Genomic DNA, 13,745 nt, shown 5'->3' on the forward strand with positions numbered 1-13,745 from the left:
TCCGGGACTGCGCCCGCCACCTACGATCGCCTCCGTGGACGACCCGAGCCTGACAGTGCTGGCCCTGCTCGGACTGGCGGCGCTGACGGCGGGGTTCGTCGACGCGGTGGTGGGCGGCGGGGGGCTGATCCAGCTGCCGGCGCTCCTGCTGGGGCTGCCGGGGGCGAGCCCGGTGCAGGTGCTGGCGACCAACAAGTTCGCCTCGTTCTGCGGCACCACGGTGAGCGCGGCGACGTACTACCGGCGGGTGCGGCCCGACCCGCGGACCTTCGGGCCGCTGATGCTGCTGGCCTTCGTGGGCTCCGTGGGCGGCGCGTTCGTGGCGTCCTGGATCCCGCGGTCGCTGTTCGACCCGCTGGTGCTCGTCGTCCTGGTGGTCGTGGGCGCGTGGGTGGTGCTGAAGCCGTCGGTGGGGGAGACCACCGCGCTGCGCTTCGGCGGCGGCCGGCACCTGCGGGTGGCGATGCTGGTGGGGCTGCTGGTCGGCTTCTACGACGGCGCGCTCGGCCCCGGCACCGGGAGCTTCTTCACGATCGCCCTGGTCGGGCTGATGGGCTACAACTTCCTCGAGGCCTCCGCGAAGACCAAGCTCGCGAACTGGGCCACCAACCTCGCAGCGCTGTGCGTCTTCGTCCCGCAGGGCGCGGTGCTGTGGCACGTCGCGGTGCTGATGGGGGTGGCCAACCTGGTCGGTGGGTACGTCGGGGCCCGGACCGCCGTGGCCCGCGGGGCCGGGTTCATCCGGGTCTTCTTCGTGCTCGTCGTGGCCGGGTTCGTGGTCCGGATCGGCGGCGACGTGCTGGGCGTGTGGTGACCGGCTACCGCACCGTGGCCCGCGATGCGGAGGCCGAGATCGAGGTCCGGCGCTCCCGCTTCCTGTGCACGCTCGCCCGGGTCGAGGACGAGCCGGCCGCCCGCGCGGTCGTGGACCGGCTGCGCGCGACGCACTGGGACGCCCGGCACCACTGCACCGCGTTCGTCCTCGGCCCGCCGCCGGCGCCGGTCGAGCGCTCCAGCGACGACGGGGAGCCGGCCGGCACCGCGGGCGCCCCGATGCTGGAGGTGTTGCGCGGCTGGCACGGCGAGGGCGTCAGCGACGTGGTCGCGGTCGTGACCCGCTGGTTCGGCGGCACGCTGCTGGGCGCCGGCGGCCTGGTCCGGGCGTACGGCGACGCGGTGCGCGCCGGCCTGGAGGTCGCCGGGACGCTGCGTCGCGAGCTGCTGCGCGAGGAGCTGCTGGAGGTCGACCACACCGACGCGGGCCGCATCGAGACCGCGCTGCGCCAGCGCGGCGTGGCCGTGCTCGACACGACGTACGGCGCTCGGGTCGGGCTGCTGCTCGGCGTGCCGCCGGCCGAGGAGCCGCGGCTGCACGCGCTCGTCGCGGAGCTGACCGGGGGCCGCTCGCAGGCGCGGGCAATCGGCGAGCGCTGGACCGACGTCGCGTCGTAGGGTCCCTGCATGAGCATCCCCGTGGACCTCGCCGACCTGGCGCGGGCCCTGGCCGACCAGGCCCCCGGCTACCTGCTGACCACCACCGACGGCGCGGTCCGCGCGGTGAGCGCCGAGCCGGAGGTGACCGACGGCGTCCTGCTCATCGAGGACGCCGGGCGGCGCACCTGCGCCAACATCGCGGCCAACCCGGCGGTCACGCTGCTCTTCCCGCCGCGCGAGGAGCACGGCTACGCGCTGCTCGTCGACGGCACTGCCGCCCTCACCGGGGGCGACGGCGAGCGGGTCACGGTCACCCCGACCGGTGCCGTGCTGCACCGGCCCCGCCGGCACGCCGACGGACCGCCCCCGCCCGAGGGCTGCGGCGCCGACTGCCGACCGGTCGGGTGAGCCGGGTGCGGGTCGGCTGGCTGACTGTCTACCTGGACCTCCCCCCGGAGAGCTTCGCGCCGTCGGTCGCGTACTGGTCGGCGCTCACCGGCTACGCCGTCTCCCCGGCCCGCGGCCGCCACGACGAGTACGCCAGCCTGCTGCCGCCCGGCGGCGCCGACGACCACCTGGCCGTGCAGCGGCTCGGCAGCGGGCCCGGCCGGCTGCACCTCGACCTCCACGTCGCCGACCCGGCCGCGGCCGCCGAGGAGGCCGTCGGGCTGGGGGCCCGGGTGCTGGCCCGCCCCACGGACGGGTACGTCGTGCTCGAGTCGCCGGGCGGGTTCGTCTTCTGCCTGGTCTCCCACCCGCAGGGCCGGGCCGCGGCGCCGGCGGCGTGGCCCGGCGGCCGCTCGATGGTCGACCAGGTCTGCCTCGACATCCCGGCGGACGGCTACGAGCGGGAGACCGCGTTCTGGTCCGCGCTGACCGCGTGGGAGCTGACCGCCTCGGCCGGGGCGGAGTTCCGCCGGCTGCGCCACCAGCCCGGCCTGCCGGTGCGAATCCTGCTCCAGCGGCTGGCGGAGCCGACCGGCCGGGTCCGCGCCCACCTGGACCTCGCCGCCGACGACCGGGCCGCGGAGGTCGCCCGGCACGAGGCGCTCGGCGGCCGGGTGCTGGCCCGCCGCCAGTGGTGGACAGTGCTCGCCGACCCGGCCGGCACGGCGTACTGCGTCACCGGCCGAACCCCGACCGACCCGACCGACCACCTGACCAAGGAGCCACGATGAGCCACGGGACCGACCAGACCGAGCGGACAGAGCCGCCGCTGGCCGCCGACGAGCGCACGATGCTGCTGGCGTTCCTGGATCTCCAGCGCCAGACCCTGCGACTGAAGGCGAGCGGCCTGACCGCCGAGCAGCTGCGCACCCCGCACCCGCCCAGCACGCTCACCCTGGCCGGGCTGCTCAAGCACCTGGCCCTGGTCGAGGACGACTGGCTCGGCGAGGTCATGCGGGGCGGGGAGCCGCGCGAGCCCTGGGCGTCGGTCGACTGGGGCGCCGACCGGGACTGGGAGTTCCACACGGCGCTCGAGGACGAGCCCGAGGAGCTGTTCGCGCTCTTCGACCGGGCCGTCGCCGACGCGGACGAGGTCCTGGCCGCGCATCCCGACCTGGACGACCTCGCGGCGGGCACGCGCCACGGCCGCCGGCCGTCGCTGCGCTGGATCCTGCTGCACATGATCGAGGAGTACGCCCGCCACAACGGGCACGCGGACCTCCTGCGCGAGGCCATCGACGGGCAGACCGGGACGTGATCCACACGGCCACCGACGCGGACTGGCCGCGGATCTGGCCGTTCCTCCAGGAGACGGTGCTGGCGGGGGAGACCTACGCCTACCCCCTCGACCTGACAGCGGACTCCGGGCGGGACCTGTGGATGCGCCAGCCGCCGGGCCGCACCGTCGTGCTCGTCGAGGACGGGGAGGTCCTGGGCAGCGGCACGATGGGCCCGAACCGGCCCGGCCGCGGCAGCCACGTCGGCACCGCGTCGTTCCTGGTCGCCCCCGCCGCCCGCGGGCGCGGCGTGGGCCGGGCGCTGGGCGAGCACGTCGTGCAGTGGCACCGCGACCAGGGGTTCCACGCCATCCAGTTCAACGCCGTCGTCGAGACCAACACGGTCGCCGTCCGGCTGTGGCAGGCGCTCGGCTTCGGGATCATCGGCACGGTGCCACAGGCCTTCGACTCGGCTGCCCACGGCCTGGTGGGCCTGCACGTCATGCACCTGCCGCTGGACTGAGCGCGCCGGCGGACGCGGCCCCTCAGGGCGGCGAGAAGCCCGGGAGGTGGCGCTCCAGGATCTCGCGGAACGGCGCCTCGGCCTCCAGCTGGCTGAGCACCCCGACGCCACCGAGCCAGGTGCGGTGGATGAGCAGGTAGGACGGCGGCAGGTTCAGCCGGGTCGCCATCGTGTACGCCGGGTCGGCGGGGTCGTTGATGCGCCGGAACTGCTCCTGCATCCATGCCCGGGAGAACCGGAACCGCGCCTGGCGCATCGGCTCGACGAACGGCGCGAGGTAGTCCAGCAGCAGGTCGGGGTCGACAGCGATCCGGTCCCTGACGAAGCCCTCGGCGCGCAGCCCCTCGACCAGGTCGTCGCGGTCCTCGATCAGGCAGATGCTGATCAGCCGGCCCATCGCGTCCGGGAGGCCGCGCTCGGGCAGCCGGGCCACCGCCCCGTAGTCCAGCACCGCGAGCCGGCCGGGGGAGCCGTCCTCCTGCGGCAGCACCCGGTAGTTCCCCGGGTGCGGGTCGGCGTGCAGCATCCCGGTCAGCTCCGGGCCGGCGAAGAGGAACGTCGCGAACAGCTCGCCGTAGTGGTCGCGCTCCTCGCGGGTCCCCGCCTCGATGATCGAGGCCAGCGAGGCCGGGCTCTCCACCCACTCGGTGACCAGCACGTGCTCGCCGACGGCGACCACGTCGGGCACCACGATCTGCCGGCCGAGCTCGGGGTCCTCGCGGAAGGCCCGGGCGAACGCCGCCTGCGCGTCGGCCTCGAGCTGGTAGTCCAGCTCGTCCTCGGCCCGCGCCTGGAGCTCCTCGATCAGCGGCTTGAGGTCCAGCCCGGGCATCAGCGGCCCCATGCTCCGGGCCAGCCGGGAGAGCTGGCGCAGGTCGGAGCGGAGCGCGTCCCCGGCGCCGGGGTACTGCACCTTGACCGCGACCTCGCGCCCGTCGTGCCAGCGGCCGCGGTGCACCTGCCCGATCGAGGCGGCCGCGGCCGGGCCGCCGTCCAGCCAGACCAGCCGGTCGGCCCAGTCCGGGCCGAGGTCGCGGGCGATGACCTCCCGCACGGTGCGGGTCGGCATCGGGGGCGCGGAGTCCTGGAGCCGGGTGAGCTCCTGGCGGTACGGCGCCACCAGCGACTCCGGCAGCGCCGCCTCGAGCACCGAGAGCGTCTGGCCGAGCTTCATCGCGCCGCCCTTGAGCTCGCCCAGGGTCCGGAACAGCTGCTCGGCCGTACGCTGCTGGATCTCGGTCATCACGGTCTCGGCGGGGCGCCCGCCGAGGCGCTTGCCGAAGCCGATCGCGCTGCGTCCGGCGTACCCCAGCGGCAGCGCCGCCAGGCGCGCGGTGCGGGAGACGGCCTTGCGCGGGAGGTCACTCACGCCACCATTGTGACCTCCGGTGCCTGAGAGCGGCCGGCTTGCGGACCTGTGGCGGTGAGGCTGCCACCGTTTGGGCCCGGTCCGCCGGGGTGGCGGTGAGCCTGCCACCGTTTGGGTCCGGCCGACGGTGGCCAGCTCACCGCTGGGGTGACGGGCCCGCGCGGCGTACGCCGTCAGCTAGCCCGCCTGACCGGCACCCTCCGGGTACAGCCCGTCCAGCAGCCGGTGCCCGGACGCCTCGAACCCCTCGTCGCCGACTCCGTAGGCCCACACCGCGGCGCCGACCGCCTGCGCCACCAGGGCGCGCCGCCACTCGTCCGGTTCGCGGGGGTCCTCGCCGTACCCCTCGAGGAACGCCTCCTCCAGGCCGGGATCGCGTGCGAAGTCCTGACCCGCGAGGCGGACGAAGTCCTCGCTCTGCGGGCGCAGGTCGGCGCGTCCGAGGTCGATCACCCGGACGACGCCGTCGTCGATCAGCCAGTTGCGCGGCTGCCAGTCACCGTGCGTGGGGAGGACCCGGGCGCCGCCGCTGGTCCAGCTCGCCACCTCGGCGCGCACGCGCCGCTCGATCCGGGGGTCGATGCGGTGCGGCAGCCCGATCTGGTGCTCGACGCGCGCCCGGAAGCGGTCGTTCCAGCCCTGGTCGACGACCGAGAGCTGGCCGTGGAAGGCGGCGAGCAGCGCGCCCGCCTGCCGATAGGTGTCCGGGTCGTCCTGCGCGCCGGTCCCCTCCACCAGCCTGCCCGGGAGGTAGCGGGTGACCAGCAGCCTCGCCCCCTCGTCGCCGTACGCCAGCTCGGGAGCGTGCCCGGTGCTGACCCAGGGCTCCAGCCACTCCCGGTGCGCGCGGAGCTCCCGGGCGATGTGCCTGTCGGTGACGCCGCCCGCCTTGACGATGAAGCGGCCCTGGCCGCTGGCCAGGGAGAGCACGGTCGTCTCGACCAGTCCCCAGCTGAGGTCCTCGAGGACCCGCGCGTCGGGCAGCCACCGCAGCAGCAGCTCGCGCTGCTCGGGGCTCAGCCGGCTCAGTGGGTCCGCCACGACGAGCGATCCTAGGTCCACCACGACGGCGCAGTCGCCCCTGAGCGTGACGAGGCTCGGGCGGCCTCACCCGTCCGATCCCGGCCAGCGCCTGCGACCCGGTCGGTCCCCGCTGGCTAGCCTGCCCCCATGTCCGAGCCGCCGCCGTTCAGCCCGACCGTCACCCTGCTGACGGTGAGCCGGGTGTGGGAGGTGGCGTTCGCGGAGGCGCTGAAGCCGCTCGGGCTGACGACCCGCAAGTACGGCCTGCTCGGGCACGTCCGCGGAACTCCGGGCATCTCCTTCAGCGAGCTGGCCCGGCGCTCGCGCATCACCGTGCAGAGCGCGCACGCCACGGTGGCGGGGTTCGTCGAGGCCGGCCTGGTCGATGACGGGACCGCCCACGCCGGCGCCGCCTCGACGCTGCACGTCACGGCCGATGGGGAGGCGCTGCTGTCCCGGGCCGCCGAGGCGGTGGCCCGCCTCGACGAGGAGTTCGCAGCCCAGCTCCCGGAGCTGACCGAGGCGCTGCGCGCTCAGATGCTGCGCGCGATGGGTGGGCAGTAGGCCTGACCTTCAGGTAGCCTGAAGGTTATGGAATCCCTGCTGCTCTCCGCGCACGTGTTGGCGGGCATCCTGCTCGTGGGGCCGGTCGCCGTCACGGCCAGCCTCTTCCCGCGCTACGCGCCGGTGTCGGCGACGACGGGGGAGACCCACCGCAACGCGGACATCGCCCGGCTCCTGCACCGCGTCACCCGCGGGTACGGCGCCGCGGCGCTCGTGGTGCCGGTCGTCGGGCTCGCGCTGGCCGGCGTACAGGGGCGCACCACCGAGGTGTGGGTCATCGTCGCGATGGTGCTCACGGCGGTCGCGGGCGGCCTGCTCGCCCTCCAGATCGCACCCCGGCAGCGCGAGGCGCTGGACGCCCCCGACGACGGCGCCCAGCTGCGCCGGCTCGGCATGCTCACCGGGGTCTTCAACCTGCTCTGGGCGCTGGTCGTGGTGCTGATGATCGTGCGGCCCGGATCGAGCTATCCGTGAGTGGCCCGCTGCGTGTGCTCGGCGTGCTCTCGGTCCTCGAGCTGGCCAGCGTGCTGGTGCTGCTCGGCAACCTCGCCACCGTCCACGACCCGACGGTGACGAGCGTCCTCGGCCCGGTCCACGGCGCGCTCTACCTCTCGGTCGCGACCAACGCGCTGCTCGCCCGCCGCCTCACGGCCCGGACCCGGATCGGCGCGGTGCTGCCCGGGCTCAGCGGCCCGCTCACCGTCCTCAACGTACGAAGGGAGGCGCGCGCATCATGAGTTTCCGTCACTACCTGCGCCGCCCGCCGGCCGTCAGTGCCGCCGAGGCCGTTCGCCTGGTCGCCGAGGGCGCCCTGGTCGTGGACGTGCGTCGCGACTTCGAGTGGAACCGCACCCACATCCCGGACGCGGTGCACATCCCCCTCGACCAGCTGCCCGAGCGCTGCCTGGAGCTGCCCGAGGACCGGCTGATCGTCACGTTCTGCACCGGCGGCATCCGCTCCGCCAACGCCGCGAACCTGCTGGTCGAGAACGGCTTCGACGCCGTCAACATGAGCCGCGGCCTGATCGACTGGCGGGCCGCCGGGGGACCGCTCACCACCGGGTGACGGCCGCCCGGCCGGTCTGGTGACCAGGAGCGCGACGTTCGAGAAGAACAGGTGGGGTCGGGGGAGTTCGGGCGCCTGTTCTCGGCCCGAACCCACCCGTTTCTCAGATTGGCCGGCCAACCCCACCTGTTTTCTCGGGCGCGGGGCCCACTGGTGCAGCTCAGGCGGTCTCGGGGAACCGCACTCCGGTGTTGGAGTGGCAGCGGTAGCCGTGCGGGTTCTTGTGCAGGTACTGCTGGTGCACGTCCTCCGCGTAGTAGTACGGCGTCTCGGCGGCGGGCCGGATCTCGGTGGTGATCTCGCCCAGACCGCGCCGGGCCAGCTCTTCGCCGTACACCCGGGTCAGCTCGCGGGCGACCTGCTCCTGCTCCGGCGTCGTGTAGTAGATCGCCGAGCGGTACTGGGTGCCGACGTCGTTGCCCTGGCGCATCCCCTGGGTCGGGTCGTGGACCTCGAAGAACCGCTTCACGAGGTCGGCGTAGGAGACGACGGCGGGGTCGAAGACCACCCGGACGGCCTCGGTGTGGTTGGTGCGGCCGCTGCACACCTCCTCGTAGGAGGGGTTCGGGGTGGTGCCGCCGGCGTACCCCACCGAGGTGGACCAGACGCCGGGCAGCTGCCAGTAGATCTCCTCGGCGCCCCAGAAGCAGCCGAGGCCGAAGACGGCGACCTGGTAGCCCTCGGGGGCCTCGTCGGTGACCAGCGGGGTGCCGAGCACGAGGTGCCGCTCGGCGAGCGGCCAGGGGCGCTCGGTGCGGCCGGGCAGGGCCTGCTCAGGGGCGACCAGCTCGGGGGTGGTGCGGGAGAAGAAGGACACGTGATCACTCCAGGGGGTTGACGTCACAGTCTGCAACAACGTCGGTGGGCGGTCCCTTCCCGGCGGGGATAGCCTCGCGGGATGAGCGAGCAGCAGCACGGCAGCAAGGCAGGCTTCGAGACCCGGGCGATCCACGCGGGCTTCGAGCCGGACCCGACCACCGGCGCGGTGATCGCGCCGATCTACGCCACCTCCACCTACAAGCAGGACGGGGTCGGCGGGCTGCGCGGCGGCTACGAGTACAGCCGCTCGGCCAACCCGACCCGGACCGCCCTGGAGGGCGTCCTGGCGGCGCTGGAGGAGGGCGAGCGCGGCTTCGCGTTCGCCTCCGGCCTGGCGGCCGAGGACACCCTGGTCCGGGCGCTGTGCCGCCCCGGTGACCACGTGGTCCTCCCCGACGACGCGTACGGCGGCACCTACCGGCTCTTCGACAAGGTCCAGCGCAACTGGGGCCTGGCGCACAGCGCCGCTGCGGTCTCCGACGTCGACGCGGTCCGGGCCGCGGTCCGCCCCGGTGAGACCAAGCTGGTCTGGGTCGAGACCCCCACCAACCCGCTGCTCAACATCGGCGACATCGAGGCGCTGGCCGCGGTGGCCCACGACGCCGGCGCGCTGCTGGTCGTCGACAACACCTTCGCCTCGCCGTACCTCCAGCAGCCGCTGACCCTCGGCGCCGACGTCGTCGTCCACTCCACCACCAAGTACGCCGGAGGCCACTCCGACGCCGTCGGCGGTGCGCTGGTGGTCCGGGACCTCGAGGTCGCCGAGCAGGTCGCGTTCCACCAGAACTCGATCGGCGCGGTCGCGGGTCCGTTCGACGCGTTCCTCACCCACCGCGGGCTGAAGACCCTCGGGGTGCGGATGGACCGGCACTGCGACAACGCCGAGCGGGTCGTGGAGTTCCTGGCCGCGCACCCCGCCGTCAGCGAGGTCATCTATCCCGGCCTGGAGTCGCACCCGGGCCACGCGGTGGCCGCCCGGCAGATGAAGCGCTTCGGCGGCATGGTCTCGTTCCGCTGCGCCGGCGGTGAGGAGGCGGCCCTGAAGGTCTGCGAGCGGGCCGAGGTCTTCACGCTGGCGGAGTCGCTGGGCGGCGTCGAGTCGCTGATCGAGCACCCGGGCCGGATGACCCACGCCAGCGTCGCCGGCACCGACCTGGAGGTCCCGGCCGACCTGGTCCGGCTCAGCGTCGGCATCGAGACCGCCGAGGACCTGCTCGCCGACCTCGACCGCGCGCTGTCCTGAGGTGACCGGCCGCGGCACCGCGCTGTGCGTCGACATCGGCTCGACGTTCACCAAGGCGCTGCTGGTCGACCTCGACCAGGGGCGGGTGGCCGCCTCGGCCAGCCACCCCACGACGGCCGGCACCGACGTCCTGGACGGGTACGACGCGTGCCGGGCCGAGCTGCTCGCCGCGGATCCCCGGGCCGCCGACGCCGAGGTGCTGGCCTGCTCCAGCGCCGGCGGCGGGCTGCGGATCGCGGTGGTGGGCAACGAGGAGCTGGTCACGGCCGAGGCCGGCCGCCGGGTGGCCCTCTCCAGCGGCGGCCGGGTCGTCGAGGTCCTGGCCGCGGCGGGTCGTGTGCCTGGGGACGCGTGGGAGCGCGTCGTGGGGCACACGACCCCGCAGCGCGGGGGTGGGGGCGGCGGTGGGGCCGACCTGGTGCTGCTCACCGGCGGCACCGACGGCGGCAACCGCGCGGTGCTCGTGCAGGCCGCCCGGGACCTGGTCGCCGCCGGCTGGCGCGGCCCGGTGGTGGTGGCGGGCAACGTCGAGGCGCGCGAGGAGGTGGCGGCGGTCCTGGCCGGCGTACCGCACGTGCTGGCGGACAACGTCGTCCCCCGGATCGGCGAGCTCGCGCCGCAGTCGGCCCGGGCGGCCGTCCGCGAGCTGTTCCTGGCCCACGTCATCGGCGGCAAGGGGCTCAGCAGCCGTCCGGAGCTCACCGAGATGGTCCGCGGAGCGACGCCGGACGTCGTCCTGACCGGCGTGGAGCTGCTGGCCCGGGGCCTGGGCGGCCGGCACCCGGGCGCGGGCGACGTCGCGGTGGTCGACGTCGGCGGCGCCACCACCGACGTGCACTCGGTGCTGGCCCCCGATCCCGAGGGCGGGCAGTCGCGGGAGGTGGTCGCCGCGGCGCCGGTCTCGCGCACCGTCGAGGGCGACCTCGGCATGCGCTGGTCCGCACCGGCGACGGTCGCGGCCGCCGGCCTCGAGGAGTACGCCGCGGCCGCGGCCCGGCGGGCCGCGGATCCCGCGTTCCTCCCCGACGGCGCCGCCGAGGGGGACGTCGACGAGGCGATCGCCCGGGCGGCGGCGGGGCTGGCCCTGCGCCGCCACGCCGGGCGCGCCCGGGTGGTGGTCGGCCCGGACGGGCGGGTGGTGGAGCGCACCGGCACCGACCTGCGGGAGGTCGACCTGCTGGTCGGCTCCGGCGGCGTCCTGCGCCACGGCCGCCCCGGCGTGGCGCAGCGGGTCCTCGGTCGGCTGGAGGAGGACGCGGCGGCGGGCTGGCAGCTGCCGCGCGCCGCCCGGGTCGTGGTCGACCGGGACTACGTGCTGGCCGCCGCGGGGCTGCTGGCCGCGGACCATCCGGAGGCGGCCTACCGGCTCCTGGCAGGCATGACAGGCACGACAGGCATGCTGGAGGGGGCCGGCGGATAACCTGTGGCAGTGACCGACGTGGACGACGCCCAGGGTGATCATGGACCTCGTCGGAGGCTGCGAATCTCGGCCCCGCCGCTCTCCCGCGAGGAGGAGACCATCGCCCGCCGGCTGGCCCATCAGTGGTCGCAGCTGCGCGACGAGCGGCGTCAGGAGCCGACCCCGGTGGCCATCGTCGGCGGCCGGTCGAACTTCAGCCGCGCGCAGGTGCCGTGGGGTCTCGACCTCGCAGCCGCCTGGTCGTGGCGCCTGCTGGTGGTCTGCGGCGCCGGCTACGTGCTGCTGTGGCTGCTGGCGAAGTTCGCGGTCGTGACCGTGCCGCTCGCGATCGCGCTGCTCCTGGCCGCGCTGGCCACCCCCGCGGTCCGCGGGCTGCGACGCGCGGGCATCCCGCACGGGATGAGCGCGTTCGTCGTGGAGATCGCCGCGATCGGGCTGATGGTGCTGATGGTCACCTTCGTGAGCCAGCAGGTGGCCGAGGAGTCCTCAAAGCTCGCCGACCAGGTGGTCAAGGGGCTCGACGAGATCCGGGTCTGGCTGCGCGAGGGGCCGCTGAACGCCAGCGAGTCCCAGATCAACAGCTACATCGGCCAGGTCCAGCAGGCCATCTCCACCTGGTCCAAGAACGGCGGCGCCTACAGCCAGGTGACCGAGCTGGGCACGGCCCTGACGCACGTGGTGACCGGGCTGTTCATCGTGCTGTTCTCCACCTACTTCTTCCTCGCCGACGGCGCCCGGATCTGGGCCTTCTTCGTCCGGATCGCGCCGCGGGCCGCGCGGGAGCGCGTCGACAGCTCCGGCCGGGTCGCCTGGGTCTCGCTGACCCAGTTCGTCCGGGCGACGGTGCTGGTCGCGCTGGTCGACGCGATCGGGATCGCGGTCTGGGCCGCGGTCCTGGGCGTCCCGCTGGTCCTCGCCATCGGCGTCCTGGTCTTCATCGGCGCGTTCGTGCCGATGGTCGGCGCCACGGTGGCCGGCGCGGTCGCGGTGCTGGTCGCCCTGGTCGACCAGGGCCCCTGGACCGCGCTGCTGATGCTGGTCGGCGTGATCGTGGTCCAGCAGGTCGAGGGGCACGTGCTGCAGCCGTTCCTGATGGGCCGCTTCGTCTCGGTGCACCCGCTCGCGGTGCTGGTCGCCATCGCCTGCGGCGTCATCGTCGCGGGCGTGGCCGGAGCCCTGGTCGCCGTACCGCTGGTGGCCGCCGGCAACGCGGTGGTCATGCACCTCGCGAGCCGGGCCGACCCCGGTGACGACCCGGCCGAGGAGCTCGCGGGGGACTACGCCCGCGACGGCACCCGCCCCGAGCCCGTGCACGACCCGGACCGGCCGGCCCTGGCCGACGAGCCGCGCAGCCCCGCCGAGACCGCGGAGGACCCCGAGGAGGGCCGGTGAGCCCCGCGGTGACCCTGGCCGACGTGCGCGCCGCGCGCGAGCTGCTGGCGGGCGTCTCGATCACGACGCCGATGGAGGAGTCCCGCTGGCTCTCGGCGCTGGTCGGCGGCCCGGTGCTCCTGAAGTGCGAGAACCTCCAGCGCACCGGCTCGTTCAAGGCGCGCGGCGCCTACGTGCGCATCGCCCGGCTCTCCGAGGCCGAGCGGGCCCGCGGCGTCGTCGCCGCCTCGGCCGGCAACCACGCCCAGGGCGTCGCGCTCGCCGCGCAGCAGCTCGGCGCCCGGGCGACGGTGTTCATGCCGGAGGGCGCGCCGATCCCGAAGGAGAACGCCACTCGCGGGTACGGCGCCGAGGTGGTCTTCGCCGGCCGCTACCTGGAGGACGCGCTGGTGGCGGCCGCCCGGTTCGCCGCGGAGACCGGCGCGGTGCTGATCCATCCCTTCGACCACGCCGACGTCGTCGCCGGGCAGGGCACGGTGGGCCTGGAGATCCTCGAGCAGGCACCCGAGGCGGCCACGGTGCTGGTGCCCACGGGCGGCGGCGGGCTGCTGGCCGGCGTCGCGATCGCGGTCAAGGAGGCCCGCCCCGACATCCGGATCGTCGGGGTGCAGGCGGCCGGGGCCGCGGCCTTCCCGGGCTCGCTGGAGCGCGGTGCGCCGACGGCGCTGACGGCGATGGCCACGATGGCCGACGGGATCGCCGTCGGGCTGCCGGGCGAGCTCACCTTCGCCGCCGTTCGCGACCACGTCGACGAGGTAGTCACGGTCTCGGAGGACCAGCTCTCGCGGGCCCTGCTGGCGCTGCTGGAGCGCGCCAAGATGGTGGTCGAACCGGCCGGTGCGGCCGCGGTCGCGGCGCTGATGGACCGGTCCCGGGAGTTCGCGACCCCGGCGGTCGCTGTCCTCTCCGGCGGCAACATCGACCCGCTGCTGCTCGGCAAGGTGATCCGCCACGGCATGTCCGCGGCGGGCCGCTACCTGAACCTGCAGGTCACGATCCCCGACACCCCCGGCGGCCTGGCCCGCCTGCTCGGCGAGGTCAGCGAGCAGGGCGCGAACGTCCTGGAGGTCGTCCACGAGCGGATCTCGCCGACCCTGCACCTCGACGAGGTCGAGGTGCACCTCCAGCTCGAGACGCGCGGAGCCCCGCACGCGGAGCTGTTGCTGGCTCGGCTCCGTGCGCGGGGCTACCGGGTGGTGCAGCCGGGCGGGGGCCCGGTCGGGTGACT

General features: G+C 74.9%; 17 protein-coding genes. 14 read left to right on the forward strand and 3 right to left on the reverse strand.

The features are described from left to right. Positions 1–34: 34 nt before the first annotated feature. Genes EBO35_RS03905 through EBO35_RS03930 form a run of 6 tightly spaced genes read left to right on the forward strand, consistent with a single transcriptional unit; the run spans position 35 to position 3,621 of the window. On the forward strand, positions 35–814 hold the full coding sequence (locus EBO35_RS03905) for a sulfite exporter TauE/SafE family protein (RefSeq protein WP_122816560.1): 780 nt from the start codon (positions 35–37) through the stop codon (positions 812–814). Then, positions 811–1,452, forward strand: a complete 642-nt coding sequence (locus EBO35_RS03910; RefSeq protein ID WP_122819270.1) for a YigZ family protein — start codon at positions 811–813, stop codon at positions 1,450–1,452. The genes EBO35_RS03905 and EBO35_RS03910 overlap by 4 nt, the downstream gene beginning before the upstream one ends. Positions 1,453–1,461: 9 nt before the next feature. After that, positions 1,462–1,842, forward strand: coding sequence for a pyridoxamine 5'-phosphate oxidase family protein (locus tag EBO35_RS03915; protein ID WP_122816561.1), 381 nt, complete (start codon positions 1,462–1,464; stop codon positions 1,840–1,842). Beyond that, complete coding sequence (locus tag EBO35_RS03920) at positions 1,839–2,612, forward strand: VOC family protein (protein ID WP_206422657.1); 774 nt, start codon at positions 1,839–1,841, stop codon at positions 2,610–2,612. Before EBO35_RS03915 ends, EBO35_RS03920 begins: the two co-directional genes overlap by 4 nt. Further along, the gene (locus tag EBO35_RS03925) at positions 2,609–3,139 is read left to right on the forward strand and encodes a DinB family protein (RefSeq protein ID WP_122816562.1); all 531 of its coding nucleotides are present in this window, start codon (positions 2,609–2,611) and stop codon (positions 3,137–3,139) included. The genes EBO35_RS03920 and EBO35_RS03925 overlap by 4 nt, the downstream gene beginning before the upstream one ends. Then, positions 3,136–3,621 carry a GNAT family N-acetyltransferase gene (locus EBO35_RS03930; RefSeq protein ID WP_122816563.1) on the forward strand — a complete coding sequence of 162 codons (486 nt, stop codon included), beginning with the start codon at positions 3,136–3,138 and terminating at the stop codon, positions 3,619–3,621. Before EBO35_RS03925 ends, EBO35_RS03930 begins: the two co-directional genes overlap by 4 nt. A 22-nt stretch (positions 3,622–3,643) precedes the next feature. Here the strand turns inward: EBO35_RS03930 and EBO35_RS03935 are convergent, their stop codons facing one another. Together EBO35_RS03935 and EBO35_RS03940 are read right to left on the reverse strand one after the other, a co-directional pair. Continuing rightward, a complete protein-coding gene (locus EBO35_RS03935) occupies positions 3,644–4,990 on the reverse strand; it encodes an ABC1 kinase family protein (protein WP_122816564.1) in 1,347 nt (448 codons plus the stop codon). A 177-nt stretch (positions 4,991–5,167) separates the two neighbouring features. Beyond that, positions 5,168–6,031 (reverse strand): phosphotransferase family protein, encoded by an 864-nt coding sequence (locus tag EBO35_RS03940; protein ID WP_122816565.1) that lies wholly within the window; start codon positions 6,029–6,031, stop codon positions 5,168–5,170. Positions 6,032–6,160: 129 nt separating this feature from the next. Here EBO35_RS03940 and EBO35_RS03945 point away from each other — a divergent pair, with 129 nt between their 5' ends. Genes EBO35_RS03945 through EBO35_RS03960 form a run of 4 tightly spaced genes read left to right on the forward strand, consistent with a single transcriptional unit; the run spans position 6,161 to position 7,643 of the window. Next, positions 6,161–6,577 (forward strand): MarR family winged helix-turn-helix transcriptional regulator, encoded by a 417-nt coding sequence (locus EBO35_RS03945; RefSeq protein ID WP_122816566.1) that lies wholly within the window; start codon positions 6,161–6,163, stop codon positions 6,575–6,577. Between the two features lie 27 nt (positions 6,578–6,604). Continuing rightward, complete coding sequence (locus EBO35_RS03950; protein ID WP_122816567.1) at positions 6,605–7,051, forward strand: hypothetical protein; 447 nt, start codon at positions 6,605–6,607, stop codon at positions 7,049–7,051. Further along, positions 7,048–7,314, forward strand: coding sequence for a hypothetical protein (locus tag EBO35_RS03955; RefSeq protein ID WP_122816568.1), 267 nt, complete (start codon positions 7,048–7,050; stop codon positions 7,312–7,314). Before EBO35_RS03950 ends, EBO35_RS03955 begins: the two co-directional genes overlap by 4 nt. Beyond that, positions 7,311–7,643, forward strand: a complete 333-nt coding sequence (locus tag EBO35_RS03960; RefSeq protein ID WP_122816569.1) for a rhodanese-like domain-containing protein — start codon at positions 7,311–7,313, stop codon at positions 7,641–7,643. Before EBO35_RS03955 ends, EBO35_RS03960 begins: the two co-directional genes overlap by 4 nt. A 160-nt stretch (positions 7,644–7,803) precedes the next feature. Here EBO35_RS03960 and msrA read toward each other — a convergent pair whose 3' ends face one another. Then, a complete protein-coding gene (msrA, locus tag EBO35_RS03965) occupies positions 7,804–8,460 on the reverse strand; it encodes a peptide-methionine (S)-S-oxide reductase MsrA (RefSeq protein ID WP_122816570.1) in 657 nt (218 codons plus the stop codon). 81 nt (positions 8,461–8,541) lie between these two features. Between msrA and EBO35_RS03970 the strand changes: the two genes are divergently transcribed. Genes EBO35_RS03970 through ilvA form a run of 4 tightly spaced genes read left to right on the forward strand, consistent with a single transcriptional unit; the run spans position 8,542 to position 13,743 of the window. Further along, positions 8,542–9,705 (forward strand): cystathionine gamma-synthase, encoded by a 1,164-nt coding sequence (locus EBO35_RS03970; RefSeq protein ID WP_122816571.1) that lies wholly within the window; start codon positions 8,542–8,544, stop codon positions 9,703–9,705. Position 9,706: 1 nt separating this feature from the next. Next, positions 9,707–11,125: a glutamate mutase L gene (locus EBO35_RS03975; RefSeq protein ID WP_122816572.1), complete on the forward strand. Its 1,419-nt coding sequence runs from the start codon at positions 9,707–9,709 to the stop codon at positions 11,123–11,125. Between the two features lie 9 nt (positions 11,126–11,134). Further along, positions 11,135–12,517, forward strand: a complete 1,383-nt coding sequence (locus EBO35_RS03980; protein ID WP_241153852.1) for an AI-2E family transporter — start codon at positions 11,135–11,137, stop codon at positions 12,515–12,517. Beyond that, positions 12,514–13,743: a threonine ammonia-lyase gene (gene ilvA, locus EBO35_RS03985; RefSeq protein WP_122816574.1), complete on the forward strand. Its 1,230-nt coding sequence runs from the start codon at positions 12,514–12,516 to the stop codon at positions 13,741–13,743. Before EBO35_RS03980 ends, ilvA begins: the two co-directional genes overlap by 4 nt. The last annotated feature ends 2 nt before the right edge of the window (positions 13,744–13,745 follow it).

The organism is Nocardioides pantholopis (assembly GCF_003710085.1).
In the GTDB taxonomy this organism is placed as follows: Bacteria; Actinomycetota; Actinomycetes; order Propionibacteriales; family Nocardioidaceae; genus Nocardioides; species Nocardioides pantholopis.

Bases quoted from the DNA above. Each gene is read 5' to 3' on its own strand.
- EBO35_RS03915 (WP_122816561.1), top strand. From the start codon at position 1,462: ATGAGCATCCCCGTGGACCTCGCCGACCTGGCGCGGGCCCTGGCCGAC.
- EBO35_RS03925 (WP_122816562.1), top strand. From the start codon at position 2,609: ATGAGCCACGGGACCGACCAGACCGAGCGGACAGAGCCGCCGCTGGCC.
- EBO35_RS03945 (WP_122816566.1), top strand. From the start codon at position 6,161: ATGTCCGAGCCGCCGCCGTTCAGCCCGACCGTCACCCTGCTGACGGTG.
- EBO35_RS03950 (WP_122816567.1), top strand. From the start codon at position 6,605: ATGGAATCCCTGCTGCTCTCCGCGCACGTGTTGGCGGGCATCCTGCTC.
- EBO35_RS03960 (WP_122816569.1), top strand. From the start codon at position 7,311: ATGAGTTTCCGTCACTACCTGCGCCGCCCGCCGGCCGTCAGTGCCGCC.
- EBO35_RS03970 (WP_122816571.1), top strand. From the start codon at position 8,542: ATGAGCGAGCAGCAGCACGGCAGCAAGGCAGGCTTCGAGACCCGGGCG.